The sequence below is a fragment of the Lentzea flaviverrucosa genome (assembly GCF_003350445.1).
Classification (GTDB): domain Bacteria; phylum Actinomycetota; class Actinomycetes; order Mycobacteriales; family Pseudonocardiaceae; genus Lentzea; species Lentzea californiensis.
On record NZ_QQAU01000006.1, the window covers coordinates 252,827 to 269,923 of the forward strand.

General features: G+C 68.9%; 17 protein-coding genes. 6 read left to right on the top strand and 11 right to left on the bottom strand.

The window, feature by feature from the left end:
• Positions 1–20: 20 nt before the first annotated feature.
• A complete protein-coding gene (locus DFR72_RS20945; protein WP_089917134.1) occupies positions 21–338 on the top strand; it encodes a hypothetical protein in 318 nt (105 codons plus the stop codon).
• A 405-nt stretch (positions 339–743) separates the two neighbouring features.
• Positions 744–2,972: a SulP family inorganic anion transporter gene (locus DFR72_RS20950; protein ID WP_245983244.1), complete on the top strand. Its 2,229-nt coding sequence runs from the start codon at positions 744–746 to the stop codon at positions 2,970–2,972.
• 55 nt (positions 2,973–3,027) lie between these two features.
• On the opposite strand, the gene dacB is transcribed toward DFR72_RS20950, so the two are convergent.
• Together dacB and gndA are read right to left on the bottom strand one after the other, a co-directional pair.
• Positions 3,028–4,557 (bottom strand): D-alanyl-D-alanine carboxypeptidase/D-alanyl-D-alanine endopeptidase, encoded by a 1,530-nt coding sequence (gene dacB, locus DFR72_RS20955; protein ID WP_170176335.1) that lies wholly within the window; start codon positions 4,555–4,557, stop codon positions 3,028–3,030.
• Positions 4,554–5,984: an NADP-dependent phosphogluconate dehydrogenase gene (gene gndA / locus DFR72_RS20960; RefSeq protein ID WP_090067582.1), complete on the bottom strand. Its 1,431-nt coding sequence runs from the start codon at positions 5,982–5,984 to the stop codon at positions 4,554–4,556. The genes dacB and gndA overlap by 4 nt, the downstream gene beginning before the upstream one ends.
• Positions 5,985–6,105: 121 nt before the next feature.
• Between gndA and DFR72_RS20965 the strand changes: the two genes are divergently transcribed.
• Positions 6,106–6,408 carry a DUF2218 domain-containing protein gene (locus DFR72_RS20965; protein WP_090009912.1) on the top strand — a complete coding sequence of 101 codons (303 nt, stop codon included), beginning with the start codon at positions 6,106–6,108 and terminating at the stop codon, positions 6,406–6,408.
• Here DFR72_RS20965 and DFR72_RS20970 read toward each other — a convergent pair.
• Positions 6,391–6,984 (bottom strand): LysE family translocator, encoded by a 594-nt coding sequence (locus DFR72_RS20970; protein ID WP_090067581.1) that lies wholly within the window; start codon positions 6,982–6,984, stop codon positions 6,391–6,393. The two genes, DFR72_RS20965 and DFR72_RS20970, sit on opposite strands and share 18 nt — an antisense overlap.
• A gap of 60 nt (positions 6,985–7,044) precedes the next feature.
• Here DFR72_RS20970 and DFR72_RS20975 point away from each other — a divergent pair, with 60 nt between their 5' ends.
• Complete coding sequence (locus DFR72_RS20975; RefSeq protein WP_090067580.1) at positions 7,045–7,551, top strand: Lrp/AsnC family transcriptional regulator; 507 nt, start codon at positions 7,045–7,047, stop codon at positions 7,549–7,551.
• Here the strand turns inward: DFR72_RS20975 and DFR72_RS20980 are convergent.
• From DFR72_RS20980 to pyk, 3 genes are all read right to left on the bottom strand, one after another.
• Positions 7,548–8,114, bottom strand: coding sequence for a Uma2 family endonuclease (locus tag DFR72_RS20980; protein WP_090067579.1), 567 nt, complete (start codon positions 8,112–8,114; stop codon positions 7,548–7,550). The two genes, DFR72_RS20975 and DFR72_RS20980, sit on opposite strands and share 4 nt — an antisense overlap.
• A gap of 101 nt (positions 8,115–8,215) precedes the next feature.
• On the bottom strand, positions 8,216–9,127 hold the full coding sequence (tesB, locus tag DFR72_RS20985) for an acyl-CoA thioesterase II (protein WP_090067578.1): 912 nt from the start codon (positions 9,125–9,127) through the stop codon (positions 8,216–8,218).
• 109 nt (positions 9,128–9,236) lie between these two features.
• On the bottom strand, positions 9,237–10,661 hold the full coding sequence (pyk, locus tag DFR72_RS20990) for a pyruvate kinase (protein WP_090067577.1): 1,425 nt from the start codon (positions 10,659–10,661) through the stop codon (positions 9,237–9,239).
• A 64-nt stretch (positions 10,662–10,725) separates the two neighbouring features.
• On the opposite strand from pyk, the gene DFR72_RS20995 reads away from it, so the two are divergent.
• Positions 10,726–11,070, top strand: a complete 345-nt coding sequence (locus DFR72_RS20995) for a VanZ family protein (protein ID WP_090067576.1) — start codon at positions 10,726–10,728, stop codon at positions 11,068–11,070.
• On the opposite strand, the gene DFR72_RS21000 is transcribed toward DFR72_RS20995, so the two are convergent.
• The gene (locus DFR72_RS21000; RefSeq protein WP_090067575.1) at positions 11,018–11,665 is read right to left on the bottom strand and encodes a DUF2461 domain-containing protein; all 648 of its coding nucleotides are present in this window, start codon (positions 11,663–11,665) and stop codon (positions 11,018–11,020) included. The genes DFR72_RS20995 and DFR72_RS21000 overlap by 53 nt on opposite strands.
• A gap of 75 nt (positions 11,666–11,740) precedes the next feature.
• On the opposite strand from DFR72_RS21000, the gene DFR72_RS21005 reads away from it, so the two are divergent.
• Entirely contained in the window at positions 11,741–13,660 is a 1,920-nt protein-coding gene (locus DFR72_RS21005; RefSeq protein WP_090067574.1) for a helicase-associated domain-containing protein, read from the top strand.
• Between the two features lie 35 nt (positions 13,661–13,695).
• Here DFR72_RS21005 and DFR72_RS21010 read toward each other — a convergent pair whose 3' ends face one another.
• From DFR72_RS21010 to DFR72_RS21025, 4 genes are all read right to left on the bottom strand, one after another.
• Positions 13,696–14,508: a DNA/RNA non-specific endonuclease gene (locus DFR72_RS21010; RefSeq protein ID WP_090067573.1), complete on the bottom strand. Its 813-nt coding sequence runs from the start codon at positions 14,506–14,508 to the stop codon at positions 13,696–13,698.
• A 152-nt stretch (positions 14,509–14,660) separates the two neighbouring features.
• Complete coding sequence (locus tag DFR72_RS21015) at positions 14,661–15,989, bottom strand: SulP family inorganic anion transporter (RefSeq protein ID WP_090067572.1); 1,329 nt, start codon at positions 15,987–15,989, stop codon at positions 14,661–14,663.
• Positions 15,990–16,002: 13 nt separating this feature from the next.
• Complete coding sequence (locus DFR72_RS21020) at positions 16,003–16,575, bottom strand: carbonic anhydrase (protein ID WP_090067571.1); 573 nt, start codon at positions 16,573–16,575, stop codon at positions 16,003–16,005.
• Positions 16,576–16,632: 57 nt separating this feature from the next.
• Positions 16,633–16,950: a hypothetical protein gene (locus tag DFR72_RS21025; protein ID WP_090067570.1), complete on the bottom strand. Its 318-nt coding sequence runs from the start codon at positions 16,948–16,950 to the stop codon at positions 16,633–16,635.
• Positions 16,951–17,097: the final 147 nt, after the last annotated feature.

Consider the following 17,097-nt stretch of genomic DNA (forward strand, 5'->3'; position numbering starts at 1 on the left):
GGACTGGAGCTCTGAGCCTGATGGCCGTCACGGTGTTCAGCCAACTGGACAAGTCGCTGCACTCCCACCTGGCCACACTCACCGATCTCGCCGAACGCGGCGACGACCAGACCGCTCTCGTACTCGCCAGGGTTGAGTTGCCGAGGGTGGTCGCGGTGGTGAAGGCGTTGCTCGACGAGCACCAGCCCGACGAGCACGGCCGGTGCGCGACCTGCAAGCGCGGCTGGTTCTCACGGCGAATGCCCGCACCGTGCCGTGCTTATCTCTCGGCGCAGCTGATCCTGACCGTCGTCGGCCAGGAGACTTCGCACGGCAAGCACCTGCGCTCGGTAGGCTGAATTTCCGGAACTCGATAGTTCTTTAGTTCCGCCCCGACCTGGGCCGGCTCCGCACCCCCCGACCGGAGCCGGCCCTTCTACGTGATCACCTCGCGTGACGACGCCGCCCAAGATCAACACGGTTGGCTGAAAGATCTGTCACAGCACCGATTCCGGCCTCATCATTGAGGGCGACGCGGCCTGATCCCGCCCCCTGGTGCCTGTGCCGACACGGAGGTGTTCCCGTGCCGACCCCGCATGACCGCGCCGACGCGCTCGCAGCCGTCCGGCCGCGCCGCATGCTGCCCTTACAGCGCCTGGTGGCGCGACTCAGAACGTCGGGCGCCATCTCCTGAGCTCACTCCCCTCCCCGCCCTGTGCAGCCGTCGCACAGGGCCATGCCGCTATTCAGCAAAGGGACGTCTCGTGAACCATCAGCCCAGGTCCAACACCGGCGACCACACCCCGCACGGTCCACCGCTGGTCCTGAAGCACGACCTGCCCGCGAGCTTCGTGCTGTTCCTCATCTCGATCCCGCTGTCGCTCGGCATCGCGCACGCCACGGGCGCGCCGCTGATGGCGGGGATCATCTCCGCGGTCATCGGCGGCGTGGTCGTCGGCGCGATCAGCGGGGCACCGCTGCAGATCAGCGGGCCGGGCACCGGGCTCGTGGTCATCGTCGCCGGGCTGGTGGCGCAGTTCGGGTGGGCGGCCACCGCGGCGATCACGCTGGCCGCGGGCGTGCTGCAGGTCGCGCTGGGACTCACCGGGATCAGCCGCGTGGTGATGTCGCTGTCCCCCGCCGTCGTGCACGGCATGCTCGCGGGCATCGGCATCTCGATCGCCGCCGGGCAGCTCGTGGTGGTGCTGGGCGGCACGGCGGCATCGTCCGTGCCCGCGAACCTCGCCCTGCTGGCGGGCGAACTGGCCGGCCCCTCGCCCGGTTCGGTGATCGCCGGTGCGGTGGCGATCGCGGTCCTGCTGCTGTGGCCGCACGTTCCGCGTGCCTCGCTGGTCCCGGCACCGCTGGTGGCCGTCGCCCTGGCGACCGCGCTGACGTTCGCGCTGCGCCTCGACGTCACCCACGTCGACCTGCCGGACAGCCACGCGCTGACGTTCCCGGAGATGCCGCAGGGCAGTGCCGGCACGGTGGTCATGGCCGTCGTCACGGTCGCGCTGGTGGCGAGCATGGAGTCGCTGCTGTCCGCTGTGGCCACGGACCGGCTGCACGACGGGCCGCGCGCCCGGCTGGACAAGGAACTCGTCGCGCAGGGCACCGGCAACGTGCTCGCGGGCGCGCTGGGCGGGTTCCCGATCAGCGGTGGCCTGGCGCGCAGCTCCACGAACGTCGCGGCCGGAGCGAAGACCCGGTACGCCGCGATCCTGCAGGGCGTGTGGATCGCGGTGGCCGTGCTGGCGTTCACCCCCGCCCTGGAGCTGATCCCGTTGTCCGCGCTGGCGGGCGTGCTGTTCGTGGTCGGGCTCAAGCTCGTGTCGTTCCAGCGGATGCGGAACCTGCTGCAGCACGGGGAGTTCGTCGTGTACGCCGCGACCGTCCTCGGCGTCGTCCTCTTCGGACTGCTGGAGGGCGTGGTCGCCGGGCTCGTCATCGCGTTGCTGCGGGCGCTGTACCGGTTGACGCACTGCTCGGTGCGCGTCGAGGGCAACCGGGTGTGCGTGCGGGGATCGTTGGTGTTCCTGGGAGTCGGACGGCTCGTGCGTGAGCTGCGCAGGATGCCGCAGCGCGAGACCGTCGTGCTGGAGCTGCACGTCGACTACCTGGACCACGCGTCCTACGAGGCGATCAACGACTGGCGTGAGGGCTACGAACGGCTCGGTGGCCGGGTTAGGGTCGACGAGGTGCACGACACCTGGTTCGACCGGGCGAACCAGGGCAAACCGGGGCGGCTCAAGACGTTGCCCGGCCCGCTGCCGCGCTGGTTCGCGCCGTGGTCGCACTGGCAGGGCACGCCCGAGGCCGTCACGCTGCCTGCCCAGCGGGCGTCGTCCACATCGATTCTGGTCGAAGGCGACCCCATGCTGCGCGGGATGCGCGAGTTCGAACGCCGTTCCGCGCCGTTGGTGCGGCCGTTCCTGCACGAGCTGGCGGTGCGCGGGCAGCGCCCCCAGCAGTTGTTCATCACGTGTGCGGACTCCCGCGTGGTGCCGAACCTGATCACCACGTCCGGGCCGGGCGACCTCTTCTGCGTGCGCAACATCGGCAACCTGGTGCCGGTGTCGTCCGCCGACGACAGGTCGGTCGGGGCGGCCGTCGAGTACGCCGTGGAGATCCTGAACGTCAGCACGATCGTCGTGTGTGGACACTCCGACTGCGGCGCGATGAAGGCGCTGGTCAGCGGGTCCGCGCCGCGCGGTTCGCACCTGAGCTCGTGGCTGCGCAACGCCGAGCCGTCGCTGATCAGGTTCCACGCGCCGACGGCGCCCGGCTGCGCGGAACTGCCGGTGGCGGACCGGCTCGCGGTCGCGAACGTCGCGCAGCAGCTGGACAACCTGCTCGGCTACCCGAGCGTGCGCGAGGCGATCGTGGCGGGCACGCTCACGTTGAAGGGCCTGTACTTCGACATCTCGAACGCCCGCGTGTACCTGGTGGACCCGGACCGCAACGGGCTCGAACCCGTGCCCGCTCCGGCGTAGGAGAACGAGGAGCCGCCCCGAAAACGCTCGGGGCGGCTCCACCGGGGACGTTCCGCTAGCAGGTGCCGATCCAAGAGCACTCCACGTCGAAGCGCTCCTGTGCGGGAACCTTCGCGCGGTCCTGCGCCGGAGCCTTGCGCTGCTGCGGCACCGTCTGGACCTGCGGCGAGACCGAGCCGCCCTCCGAGGCCAGGCGCACGGCGATCCTGTCCTCGATGTTCTTCGGGCTGTTGAACAGCAGGACGTTGTTCTGCACCACCGAGAACACGAGGTCACGGCCCGCCGCGGTCTTCACGTAGCCCGCCAGGCCCGAGACGCCCGAGAGCGATCCGGTCTTGGCCTTCACGTTGCCCGCGGCCGGGGTGTTCTTCATGCGGTTGACCAGGGTGCCGTCGACACCGGCGACGGGCAGCGAGGCCTGCCACGCGGAGAACCACGGCTTGGTCCTGGCCTTGATCAGCACCGACGTGAGGTCGTCCGGCGAGAACTGGTCGAGCCGCGACATGCCGGAGCCGTCGAAGACCTCGACCGCGTTCGGGTCGACGCCCAGGCCGGACCACTTGGTGCTGAGCTGGTTGATGCCGTTGGTGAACGAGCCACCCGCGGTCTTGACCAGCACCTCGGCCAGCATGTTGTTGCTGTCCTTGAGCAACGGCACGTTCAGCTCGCTGAGCGTCATCGACGTGTCGGTCGCGAGGACGGTGGCACCGGCCGGAGCCTTCTGCCGCTTCACCCCGCCGGTGACGGTGATCCCGCTGGCCTGCAACGCTTTCTGGAACACCGACGTCACGAGGCCGGTCGGGTCCTTGACCGACGAGAGCCTGGTGGCCTCGACGGACGTCGACCCGCTGACGATGATGCGGTTCGTGCCGTGCTCGCGTTCCACGAAGAGGCCGGCGTTGCCGGTCGTCGCCGTGGACACGACCTGCACGTGGTCGTTCGCCGGTTCGGTCGTGACGACGGCCGGGGCGCCCGCCGCGGCGCCCGGCTTGACGCGCACGACGACCGTGCCCGCGCTGAACTTCGCGTCCGGCGAGAGCGTGAGCGCCGACGTCTCCGCGCTGTAGGAGAACGGCTCGTCGTCCCACGCCCAGCCCGTGCCGTACGGCTGCGCGTCGAACTTCGTGTCGTCGATGACCAACGCGCCGTTGACCGTGGTGACACCGCTGGCCTTCAGCGTGTCCGCGAGCTGCTGGTAGCGCAGCCTGGACATCGTCGGGTCGCCGCCGCCGCGCAGCGCCAGGTCGCCGTTGAGCGTCGACCCGGACTTCGTGCCGCTCGACACGAGCTCGGTCTTCCAGCGGAAGCCCGGGCCCAGCAGGTCCAGCGCCGTCGTCGTGGTGAGCAGCTTCATGTTCGACGCCACCTGGGAACGCCTGCTGCTCTGCCTGGTGTAGATCACTTCACCCGTGCCGGCGTCCCGCACGACCAGGCCGACGTCCGCGCCCTTGAGCGCGTTGTCGGCCAGGATCGTGTCGAGATCAGCCGTGAGGGCCTCGTTGCCGACCGCCACGGCGCCGCCGCTGGACGTCAGGGAAACCCCTGCCGCCACAGCGACGACCGCCCCCAGAACTCGAAATTTCACGCTTCCACCTCTGATCGATCACCCGACCACAACGTGTGGAAGCTACCGGGCTTGTCGGTGCGCCTGTACGTGTGCGCCCCGAAGAAGTCGCGCTGTCCCTGCACGAGTGCGGCGGGCAGCCGTTCGGAGCGAAGTCCGTCGTAGTAGGCCAAAGCGGACACGAAGCCCGGCGTCGGCACGCCGGATTCGACCGCACGGACCACGACCCTGCGCCAAGCGGCCTCGGCGTTCTGCACCGCGTCGCGGAAGTAGTCGTCCACCAGGAGGGACGCGATGTCCGCGTTCGTGTCGTACGCCTCGCGGATGCGGTTGAGGAACTGCGCGCGGATGATGCAGCCACCGCGCCAGATCGTCGCCATCGCACCGAGGTCGATGTCCCAGCCGAAGTTCTTCGACGCCTCGCGCATCATGTCGAAGCCCTGCGCGTACGCGACGACCTTCGACGCGTAGAGCGCCTGGCGCACGTCGTCGACCAGTTCGGCGTCCGGCTTCGCGACGACCTGGCTGGCACCGAACGCGTCCCGCACGGCCTTGCGCTGGTCGGTATGACCGCTCAGGCTGCGGGCGAAGACGGCCTCGGCGATGCCGGTGACCGGGACGCCCAGCTCCAGCGCCTCCTGCACGGTCCAGCGGCCGGTGCCCTTCTGCTCGGCCGCGTCCTCGATGACCTGGACGAGCGGCGTGCCGTCCGCGTCGACGTGCTTGAGGACCTCGGCGGTGATCTCGACCAGGTACGACTCCAGGTCGCCCGAGTTCCACTGCGTGAAGACCTCGGAGATCTCGGCCGGCGTCTGCCCGCCGATGCGGTTCAGCAGGTCGTACGCCTCGGCGATCAACTGCATGTCGGCGTACTCGATGCCGTTGTGGACCATCTTCACGAAGTGCCCGGCGCCGTCCGGCCCGACGTGCACGCAGCACGGCTGACCGTCCACCTTGGCCGCGATCTCCTCGAAGACCGGCCCGACGTGCTTGTAGGACTCGGCGGGACCGCCCGGCATGATGCTGGGGCCGTTGAGGGCGCCCTCCTCGCCACCGGAGATGCCGGCGCCGACGAACAGCAGCCCCTTCTCCTTCAGCGCGGCTTCACGGCGGCGCGTGTCGTTGAAGTGTGCGTTGCCGCCGTCGATGACCATGTCGCCGGGCTCCAGGAGCCCGCTCAACTCGTCGATGACGGCGTCGGTCGGGCCACCCGCCTTGACCATGATGATGATCTGGCGCGGCGTCTGCAGGCTGTCCACCAGGTCCTGCAGCGTCTCGGCGCCGACGAAGTCGCCCTCGTGGCCGTGCTCTTCGAGCAGGGCCTTCATCTTCGCGGGCGTCCGGTTGTGCACGGCAGTTTTGAAACCGTGCCGCGCGAGGTTCCGCGCGAGGTTGCTGCCCATGGTGGCAAGACCGGTGACCGCGATACGTGCTTTGCCTTCCGTCATAGGCGACAGCCTGCCGTGTTCTCCGCCTCAGCGCGAGACGTCACAGGGTGTTCTCAGACTCCGTTTTGCCAGGTGAACCGCGTCACGTGCCGGTACGTATTGCTAGGCGTAAGTTGGCTTCATGACGGAATTCACGAGCGTGGGACGCTCGGCGACCGACCGTGCCTCCAGGTACGGATCGCAGCTGGTGAAGCACTTCACGGCCAAAGACCTCGAAGGGTCCTGGGAGGACACCCGCGGCTTCGTCCGCTTCTCCGCCGGGCTGGCGGAGTTCGAGGCCGCCGACGACGGCTTGATCATGCGCGTGGTGTGCACGTCGGAGGAGGACGTGGCACGCCTGCGCGACGTCGTCGAACGGCACCTGGTCCGTTTCGGGACGCGCGACGAACTGTCCGTCACGTGGGACTCAGGTAGCGAGAACTGACGCGGCCAGCCCAATGAGAGCGGTCCCACAGACCCTCTCGAACACCGCGCGCGTCCTGGGCCTGCTCAACAACCTGCCCAGCTGACGAGCGGAGGGCACGACGATGACCCAGAACACCGCGAACACTCCGACCGTGACGGCGCTCAGCACCGCCGCTTGAGGCAGGGGCGCGGCGTTCGGGTCCATCGCCTGCGGGATGAGGCTCAGGAACGTGAGCATCACCTTGGGGTTCAACAGATCGCACAACATGCCGCGCAGGAACACGTTCTGCTGCCGCGGCTGTTCGGCGAGCGGCTCGCTGGCGGTTTTGAGAGTCATGAAGCCGATGTAGGCGAGGTAAACCGCGCCGATCGCCTTGACCGCGAACAACGCCCCCGGAGCCGCCGCCACGAGCGCGGACAACCCGACCGTCGCGAGCGTCGCGTGGATCAGCAGCCCGGTGAGCACGCCGAGCGCCGCCTCGACGCCCTTGCGCAGGCTGCGGACCGCGTTCCCCATGACCAGTACGAAGTCGGGACCGGGCACGACCGTGATCACCACGAGTGCCAGCAGGAACGACGTCCACGCGATGTGCATGGCGCAGATCGTCTGTGGTTCGTTCGTGTCGATTCCAGCAGGTCAGTACGATGTTCGGTTATGCGCGAACAAGCCGAACTCGATTCGGTCGACTGGCACATCCTGGAGGAGTTGCAGAACGACGCCACCCTGCCGAACCGCGCTCTGGCGGAGATCGTCGGGCTGGCGCCTTCGTCGTGCCTGCAGCGGGTGCGGCGGTTGCGCGATCTGGGTGTGATCACGGGGTGCCACGCCGTGGTCGATCCGGCTACCACCGGGCTGCCGCTGGAGGCTGTCATCTCGGTGAACGTGCGGCCGCACACCCGGACCGTGGTGGCCGGGTTCCGGGCGTTCGTGATGGCACAGCCGGAGACCCGGTCGATCTTCCACGTGTCCGGGCAGGCCGATTTCCTGCTGCACATCGCCGTTGCGGATTCCACGCACCTGCAGGCGTTTCTGATGGACAAGATCGCTTCGCGGACCGAGGTGCGGAATCTGACCAGTTCGGTGGTGCTGGAGCGGGTGGAGACGCGTGCGTTGACGCCGCCGGCGAACCTGCGGCCTACGCATCGGCGCCGGAAGGTTTAACGCCGGCGCGTCAATGCGTCGAGATCGAACGCCAGCGGGGCGGGCCGAGTCAGCTCCACCTGACCCACGCCGTCCTCCACGAGCTTGTAGACGCCATCCACGAGTTCGAACGCCGTCAGGCTGATCGGGGTGCCGAGTTCGACGAGCCAGTAGTTCGCGATCCCAGCCTTGGCGTACTGGGTCGGCTTGGTGACGCGGTCGACGCGCTCGGAACCGGGAGACACGATCTCCACCGCGAGAACCACGTCCTTCACGTCGAACCGCTTGGGGTTGCTATCCGCTGCTTCCGCCGTCCCCACGGTGATGTCGGGCTTGCGCACGGTCGGCCGGTTCGAGCTGTCGATCGTCACGTCGACGTCGTGGTAGGCGACCAAGCTCGGCGGGAGTTGCTCGTCCAGCCAGTAGACCAACCTGCTCTGGGCCTTCTGGTGCGGGGGTACGGCTGCGGCCACCACGTGCAGGACTCCATCTACGAGCTCGAGGTTCTTGTCCTCTGGCATCGCGTCCCACTCGTCCAAGGTCACCAGGTGCTCCGGCCAGGCTTGCGCGGTCAAGGCGCTCACCACCCTCTGCTTCGAGCTGCACTACCAGACGAGTGTAGTCATCGGCGGACCACACCGGGCCGTTGATCACTCACACAGGTGGTTCGAACTACGGTGCGAGCTCAGACCCCATCGGGTGACGACTTGATCACCCGGATCAGCCCTTCCTGCACCACCGTCGCCACCAGCTGCCCGTCCCGGGTGAAGAACCGCCCAGTAGCGAGCCCACGATTCCCGGACGCCGAAGGCGAAGTCGTGTCGTACAACAACCACTCATCGGCCCGGAAAGACCGGTGGAACCACATGGCGTGGTCCAAAGAGGCGCCGAGAACCTTGTCCAGCCCCCAATAAACGCCGTGCCGCGCCAGAACCCCGTCCAGCAGCGTCATGTCCGACGCGTAGGTCATCACGCAGAGTTGCAGCATCGGGTCGTCCGGCAGCTTGCCGTCGGCCTTCATCCACACCCGTGACGCGGCCTGGCCCGGGCCGTCCTCGCGCGACTCCCACGGCGGCTCGGTCACGTAGCGGACGTCGATGGGGCGCGGGAACTTCAGGTTCACCAGCGGGTAGCTCTTGGCGGACTCGGTCCACGTCGGCAGCGACTCGGGGTCCGGCACGTCGGGCATCTCCGACGAGTGCTCGACGCCCTGTTCCTCCTGCTGGAAGGACGCGGACAGCGAGAAGATGGCCTTGCCGTGCTGCACCGCGACGACGCGGCGGGTGGTGAACGAGCGGCCGTCGCGGATGCGGTCCACCTCGTACACGATCGGCACGCGCGGGTCGCCAGGCCTGATGAAGTACGAGTGCAGCGAGTGCACCCTGCGTTCCACCGGGACGGTGCGGCCCGCGGCCACCAGGGCCTGGCCGGCCACCTGGCCGCCGAACACGCGCACGGGCGACTCCGCGGGCGAGACACCGCGGAAGATGTTCTCCTCGATGCGTTCCAGGTCGAGCAACGCGACCAGGTCGTCCACTGCGGATTGTCCACTCAGGCCCGACGGGCTCGAAGCGGCGGCACGGGCGGCCTCAGTCACTGCGGAACTCTCCTCGGTCTGGGCAAGGCACCGGCCCTGCTCCCGGCACACGTCCAGTATGCGGGAGCAGGGCCGGCATCACGACAGGCCTGACTGAGAGTCAGAGCACTTACGCGTGGTCGTCCTCGCCCAGGCGGTGCACCCGGATGAGGTTGGTGGACCCGATGGTGCCGGGAGGCGATCCGGCGACGACGACCATGAGGTCGCCCGCGGAGTAGCGGCCGATCTCGATCATGGCCACGTCGACCTGGCGGACCATCTCGTCGGTGGACTCCACCTTCGGCACCAGGAACGTCTCGGTGCCCCACGTCAGCGACAGCTGCGAGCGGACCGAGGGCTCCGGCGTGAACGCCAGCAGCGGCAGGTGCGTGTGCAGGCGGGCCAGGCGGCGGACCGTGTCGCCGGACTGCGTGAACGCCACCAGGGCCTTCGCGTTGAGGCGCTCGCCGATGTCGCGGGCCGCGTACGAGATCACGCCGCGCTTGGTGCGCGGGACGTGGGTCAGCGGCGGCACGACGACCGACTCGGTCTCGACGGCCTCGATGATGCGGCCCATGGTCTGCACGGACTCGATCGCGTAGCGGCCGACCGAGGTCTCACCGGAGAGCATCAGGGCGTCCGCGCCGTCGAGCACCGCGTTCGCGACGTCGGAGGTCTCGGCGCGGGTCGGCCGGGAGTTGGTGATCATCGAGTCGAGCATCTGGGTCGCGACGATGACCGGCTTGGCGTTCTCGCGGGCGATCTGGATCGCGCGCTTCTGCACCAGCGGGACGTGCTCCAGCGGCAGCTCGACGCCCAGGTCACCGCGGGCGACCATGACGCCGTCGAAGGCGAGGACGATGGCCTCGAGGTTGTCCACGGCCTCCGGCTTCTCGATCTTCGCGATCACCGGGAGGCGCCTGCTGCCCGAGCGGTCCATGATCTGGTGGACCAGGTCGATGTCGGCGGGCGAGCGGACGAACGACAGTGCGATGAAGTCCACGCCCAGCGAGAGCGCGAACTCCAGGTCCTCGATGTCCTTCTCCGACAGCGCCGGCACGGAGACGTCCATGCCGGGCAGCGAGAGGCCCTTGTTGTTGCTGACGGGTCCGCCCTCGGTCACCTCGCAGACGACGTCGGAACCTTCGACGTCGACGACCACGAGTGCGACCTTGCCGTCGTCGACGAGCATGCGGTCGCCGACCTTGGCGTCCTTCGCGAGCTCCTTGTACGTCGTCGACACGCGGTCGTGCGTGCCCTCGACGTCCTCGACGGTGATGCGGACGACGTCGCCGTTGTTCCAGTCCACCGGACCCGCGGCGAAACGGCCGAGGCGGATCTTGGGGCCCTGGAGGTCGGCGAGAATGCCCACGGCGCGGCCGGACTCGTCGGCTGCCGCGCGGACCATGTCGTAAACCTGCTTGTGGTCGGCATGGCTGCCGTGGCTGAAGTTCATCCTGGCCACGTCCATACCGGCCGCTACCAGGTCACGGACCTTTTCCGGCGTGCCAGTGGCGGGACCGAGGGTACAGACGATCTTTGCGCGTCGACTCACGTGTAGAGAGAGTAGACCCCGTTCCTGGACCGATCCCGAACTACTCCTCGGTAATGTTCTGACAATGGGTCGAGTACTTCCGTTCGTGATCGCGGCGTCGCTCAGCGTCGTCGTGCTGTTCACCCCCGAGTCAGGTGTGCCGAGCTCTCCGCCCGGCACGGACAAGGTGGTGCACACGGTGCTGTTCGCGCTGCTCGCGTTCACCGGCCTGTACGCGAAAATTCCTCACATTCTGCTCGCACTGGTCGCCTACGCAGGCATTTCGGAGGTGCTCCAGCAGGTCATCACGCCGTTGCACCGCAGCGGCGACGTGCTGGACGCGCTGGTGGACGTGCTCGGGATCGGTCTCGGCTGGGCTATCGCCTCGGCTGTTCGCTCACGCCGACGTGGTCCTCGCACCACGCGTTGAACTCCCTGAGCTGCCTCCACGACTTGCACACCCGGTCGAGGCAGCCCGGCTCGTGCAGCACGTCGTCGGGCTCCCACACCTTGCGCACGTAGATCGACCGGTGCCGGAGCAGGTCGAGGTGCGGGTGGTCGTCGGCGAACCCGCGCGGCTTCGACTTCATCACGTCGCCGGCCAGCTGCCAGCCCTGCTTCAGCAGCTTGTCCACGATCTTGCGCAGCAGGACGCCGTGCGCGTCGACCGAGGCCCGGTAGCGGGCGAGCTGGTCTGACTGCATGTGGAACGAGCCACCGCCGGTCATCAGGCCCTCGGGACTGAGCTGCACGTAGTACGCGCCGCCGCCGCGACCCTTCTCGATCACGGCGCCGCAGTGGTCCTTGTACGGCGTCTTGTCCTTGGCGAACCGCACGTCGCGGTACGGGCGGAAGATCTTGCCCTCACCGAACTCCTTCTCCAGCGCGAGCATCAGCGCCTCCATCGGGGCGCGCACGTCACGCAGGTAGGTCTCCTTGTTGTCGTCCCAGTACGCCTTCGAGTTGTCGAGGACCAGGCCGTCGTAGAAGTCAATGGCGTACTCGCCGAAACCGTCGAACGTCACCGAGTCAGCCTAGGCGGATCGCCCATGTGCGTGAAAATTCGTTTGAGTGCGCACAACCAGGCCATAATTCGATGAATGCCCCGCCGTATCAACGCGCTCGCGACCTGGCTCCTCCGACTCGGGCCGGACGAGGTGGCCGCGGTGCTGGTGCACCGCCGTGATGTCGCCGACCGCCACATCCGGACGCTGAAGGACCTGGCGACGCAGCTGACCGACTCCGATTCGGTGCACGCGGCCGAGGACACGCTCGACCAGGGCGCGATCGACCTGCTCGGCGTGATCGTGGCGCAGAACAACACCGGCACGGCCGACACGGTGTGCGCTGAACTGCGGTGCTCGGCCGGCGACTTCGAGCGGGCGTTCGGCGAGCTGAAGCAGCGGGCGCTGGCCTGGCCGGAAGGACCGCGGCTCGTCGCGGTGAACTCGGTGCGCGCGAACGGCGCGGCGGAGGGGCGGCTGACGTTGCGGCCGAAGGCCCCCGGCACGCGCAGGGCGTCCGAGACCTCACCGATCGTCGCCGCCATGTCCACTGTGGACGGAGTGGCACGGCTGCTGGCGCACTGCGAGCAGGACACGTTCGACGCCCGGTACACCGGTGGCGTGGCGACCGTGGAGATCCGGCGGGTCGCCAGGGCCCTGCGGGTCGCGGACGGCGTGCTGCGGCTGTGGCTGGAGCTCGCGGCCGAGGCCCAGTTGCTCGGGGTGGAACGGTCTCGGCTGCTGCCGACCACGCAGGCCGACGCGTGGCTCGGCTCGCAGCCGGGGCCGCGGCTCTCGGCGCTGGTCGCGGCCTGGCGGCGGATGGACTGGCGGCCGGAGCCGGACCTGGCGCGGGCGGCGTTGCGGGACTACACCGGTGCCGCCGGGCTGGCGCTGCGGCGCGGTGTGCTGGAGCGGTTCTCCGCCGAGGAGGCCTTCACGAACACCGCTGAGCTGGTCGAGGACCTGACCTGGGAACGCCCCGCCGTGCACGACCTGCGGGCGACGGCGGCGGTGATCGGTGAGATGGAGTCGCTGGGCCTGGTGGCCGGTGGAGCGCTCACGCCGTTGGGGGTGGCGGTGCGGCAAGGCGGTGACGTCGACAGCGCGGCCGCCGCGTTGATGCCGGCGGCGACGGAGAAGGCCGCGTTCCAGACGGACATGACCGCGGTCGTGAACGGGCTGCCGTCGCCGGAGCTCAGCGCGACGCTGAACCTGGTGGCGGACCTGGAGGACAACGACGCGGCACGGGTGTGGCGGCTGTCCGCCGGCTCGGTGCGGCGCGCGCTGGACTCGGGCCTGTCGGCCGACGAGGTGCTCGCGCGGCTCGCAGCCGTGTCCGAAGCCGCTCTGCCGCAGGTGATCGAGTACCAGGTGCACGACGTGGCCAGGCGGCACGGGCAGCTCACGGTGACGGACGTGGCGAGCTGCGTGCGGGCCTCGGATCCCCTGCTGCTGCAGGAGATCGTGAAGTCGAAGCGGCTCGGTTCGCTGAAGCTGCGGTTCCTCGCGCCGACCGTTCTGGCGTCGGACCGGCCGATGGCCGAGACGCTCGCGGTGTTACGCCGGTGCGGGTACGCGCCGACCGGGCTGGACGCGGGCGAGAAGTCCGTCGCGGAGACCGTCGAACGGCTGCGGGCGCCGGCTCGTGGCGAGCGCCGCGAGGACCGGTGGTGGCGCACCGAGATGAACGACGTGGAGCTGACCCAGCTCGCGGTCCGGCTGGTCGAGCAGGAACGGCCGAGCGCGGGCCGGGGCACCCCGCGAGCCAGCGCGGCGCGGATCCTGCGCGACCAGAACGTCTTCCTGCGCGACGAAGAGGTCGTGCTGCTGTCGTCCGCGCTGGTCGACGGAAGCCGCGTCGAGATCAAGTACGCGAGCGGCCCGCGCCGGACCGAGACGCACGTGATCGTGCCGGCCAAGCACCTCGAAGGTGTGCTGAGCGCGGACTGCGAGGACGGCACGAGCCGGGATTTCGCCATCGGGCACGTCCGCAAGGTCGCGCTGCCGGAATGATCAGCGCCTCGAAGAACTGCGTCAGGCCCTGACCATCACCACCTGATGTCGGCGAGGCTGTCCAGCGGCTTGCGCTCGGTCTCGTCCAGCAGCTGCACCGACGCGGTGTCGGCGGCGTGCAGCTCGGCCGGGAAGGTGAGGCTCACGCGCTTCTCCAGCTCGGTCAGCGACACCTGGAACACCCTGAACTCGTCCAGGTCGAGGGCCTCGGCCACCACGATGTTCTGGGTGAGCAGGAACGCGCTGCAGCGCAGCTCGCCGTCCACCACGAACGCGATCGCCTTGTAGAACTCGCGCGGGATCGCGACGCTGCGGAAGATCCTGTCGTCGGCGTTGAAGACCGGGCCTCCGTAGACGCTGACCTTGAGGTTGTCGACGTCGACGTCCGCGAGCACCGCGTCCTCGAGCCTGCCCCAGAGCCCTTCCTTGGTGCTCTGGTTGAAGTCGTCCATCTGCGGCGTGATGTTCGTGAAGAAGAACGAGTCCCTGTTCGCCTTCTGCGCCTCGGCCTTCGGGCCCCAGCACAGGTCGGCGCGGCGGGCGAGGTGGCCGCGGTCGAGCCGGTTGTCGCGGTAGAGCTCGTCGCCGGTCTGGAACGCGGCCGGGACGCGCGGGTCCTTGACGAACGGGATGTTGTTGCGGCTCAACGCCTTCATCTCGCCACCGTCGATGTTCCACGCGACCCAGCTCGCGAACTTGCGCGACTTGCTCATCGCGAGCGAGAAGTGCGTGTAGTCGATCGTGGTCGAGCCGTCGAGCTCGACCGCGTCGGCCGCTCCCGACTCGGTGAGGACGGGGATCCCGGCGGTGGTGCCGAGGAACTTCGCGTCGAAGCCTGCGCTGGTCATGTGTCGCCCCCTACTGGTTCATCTGCAGGGTCGACATCTTTCCCGAGGCCGTTAGCCGCACACACCCGAACGGCCCAGTGTTCATCTGGTCTTCCGTGCGGGGATCGGCGCGCGGCCTGGACGGCTCGCCCAGGCCGCGCGCTCCGCCTTCCCTACCTCCCGACGAGGTCCACGGTCCTGCCCGCCCGCCGGGACTGGTCCACCCACTGGTCGATGGCCTGCCCGCAGGCCTGGTCGAGGTGCCGGACCCCGCTCAGGTCCATCCGGACGTGCTCCCGGTCCACGCGGTCGAGCTCGTCCAGCAGCACGGGCAACCGCAGGAACGTCGCGTTGCCGCGCAACGCCACCCCCTCCGGCGTCACGACGACCGACAGCCGGGACACGTCCCACGCCGTCTTGACGACGGCGGCCAGCAGGCCTGCCACGGTGCCGGTGAGCAGGTCGGTGCCCACGATGAGCCCGGCGGTCAGGACGAAGATGAAGCCCTCGGCCTTGTCCGTGCGCCACAACGCGATCACCTCGCGCAGCCCGAGCAGCTTCCACCCGGCGTGCACCAGCACCGCCGCCAGCACGGCGACCGGGATCAGCGTCAGCAACCCCGGCAGCAGCACCACGAACAGCAGCAGCCACACGCCGTGCAGCACCCTGGACGCCTTCGTCCGGGCTCCGGCCGACACGTTGGCCGCGCTGCGCACGATCACGGCCGTCATGGGCAACGCGCCGAGCAGGCCGCAGAGCGTGTTGCCCACGCCCTGCGCGACCAGTTCCTTGTTGTACCGCGTGCGCGGCCCGTCGTGCATGCGGTCGACGGCCGCGGCGCTGAACATCGACTCGGCGGAGGCGACGAGGGCGAACACCACCGCCGTGCCGATGATCCCGGTGTTCAGCAGCGAGAAGTCGGGCAGGTGCACGTCCGCCGACAACGTGCCGACGTTGATCCGGTCGACCGGCGACGCGAACGCCGCCGCCAGCCCGGTGCAGACGACCACGCCGACCAGGATGCCCGGCACGACGCGCATCGGGCTTCGCTGCCACAGCAACATGATCAGCACCGTGAGCAGGCCGAGTGCCAGTGCGACCGGCGACACGACCAGGTGCCTGAGCTGCCCGAGGATCAGCACCAGGCCGATGCCCGCGAGCATGCCCTGCACCACGGACGGGGAGATCGCGCGGAACCAGCGTCCGCACCTCGCTAAGCCCAGCGCCACCTGCAGCAGGCCGGCGCCGAGCACGATCACGCCCAGCGCCGCGATCCCGTGCCGGGAGACGGCGTCCGCCACCAGCACCGTCAACCCGGCGGCCGGTCCGCTCACCTGCATCGTGCTGCCCGGCAGCAGGCCGACGACGATGCCGCCGACCACGCCGGTCACGATGCCGAGTTCGGCCGGCACCCCGGACGCCACCGCCACGCCCACGCACAGCGGCAGCGCCACGAGGAACACGACGACCGATGCGCCGAGATCGGTCCAGTACTTCTTCATCACGTCGGAACCCCTACAGCGGAAGGAAGGCGTGCTCGGCACACGCGGAGACCTGGCCGGTCTCGATGTCGTAGAACCAGCCGTGGACGCGCAACTCACCCGAGGCGACCTTGTCGGCCACGAACGGGTACGCCAGCAGCACCTCCAGTTGGGCGCGCACGTGGTCCTGTCCTTCCGCGCGCATCGCCGGGTCGGACGACGTACGAGGCCGCCCGGGACGCAGCCAGCCGCGCATGGCGGGCAGGTGGTCGATGCCGCCGCCGTGCAGCGCACCGACCGCACCGCAGTGCGAGTGGCCGCAGACGACGATCTCGCTGACGCCGAGTTGCAGCACGGCGAACTCGATCGTGGCCATCTCACTGGTGGGCGCGGTCAGCGAATAGGGCGGGATCACGTTGCCCGCCGTCCGGAGCTCGAACAACGAACCGGGCTCGGCGCCCGTGATCGCGGCCGTCACGATGCGCGAATCGGCACACGTGATGAACATCGTGGTGGGTTGCTGACCTGCGGCGAGCTTGCGGCCGAGCGCGCGGGAACGCGACGCGGCGTGTGCGCGGGCATGCTGAACAAAGCGATGGAAGTCCACGGGAGTCCCTCACTGCTGAGTGAAAAGTGTTCGATTTACCGGCGGGTCGGGGACCGCTCAGTTCCGGAACACCTGCAGCGCAGGAGGTGTGCGCCAGACCACTATTGGCTCGGCACTGGACACGAGCACGAGAACACCGGGAACGGCGCGCGGCGTGAAGACGGTGAAAAAGGTCGGACCGGCCACTTTGGACGTGCGGTCGACGGACGCGACCAGCAGGCGCAGGCGGCTCGGCTCGCGCTCCTCGCGGGGCGCTTCCTCCTTGGGGGCAGAGGTCTTCGACTTCGGCGGCGGCGCGCCGATCGACACGGTCGAGACGGCCGGGGTGAGCACGGCGCACAGGGCGACGACGACAGCGAGAAGAACACTGCGCATGCTTCACCCCCCGACTGAGTTGATCTACAGCTATCAGTTTCGCCCGAAGTGGACAAGCTTCGCGATATACGAGACTGAGTTCGCCCGCATCACACAGAAGTTTCACCCGAAAGTGTTTCCTGTTTCACGGAAACGTATGTATGCACA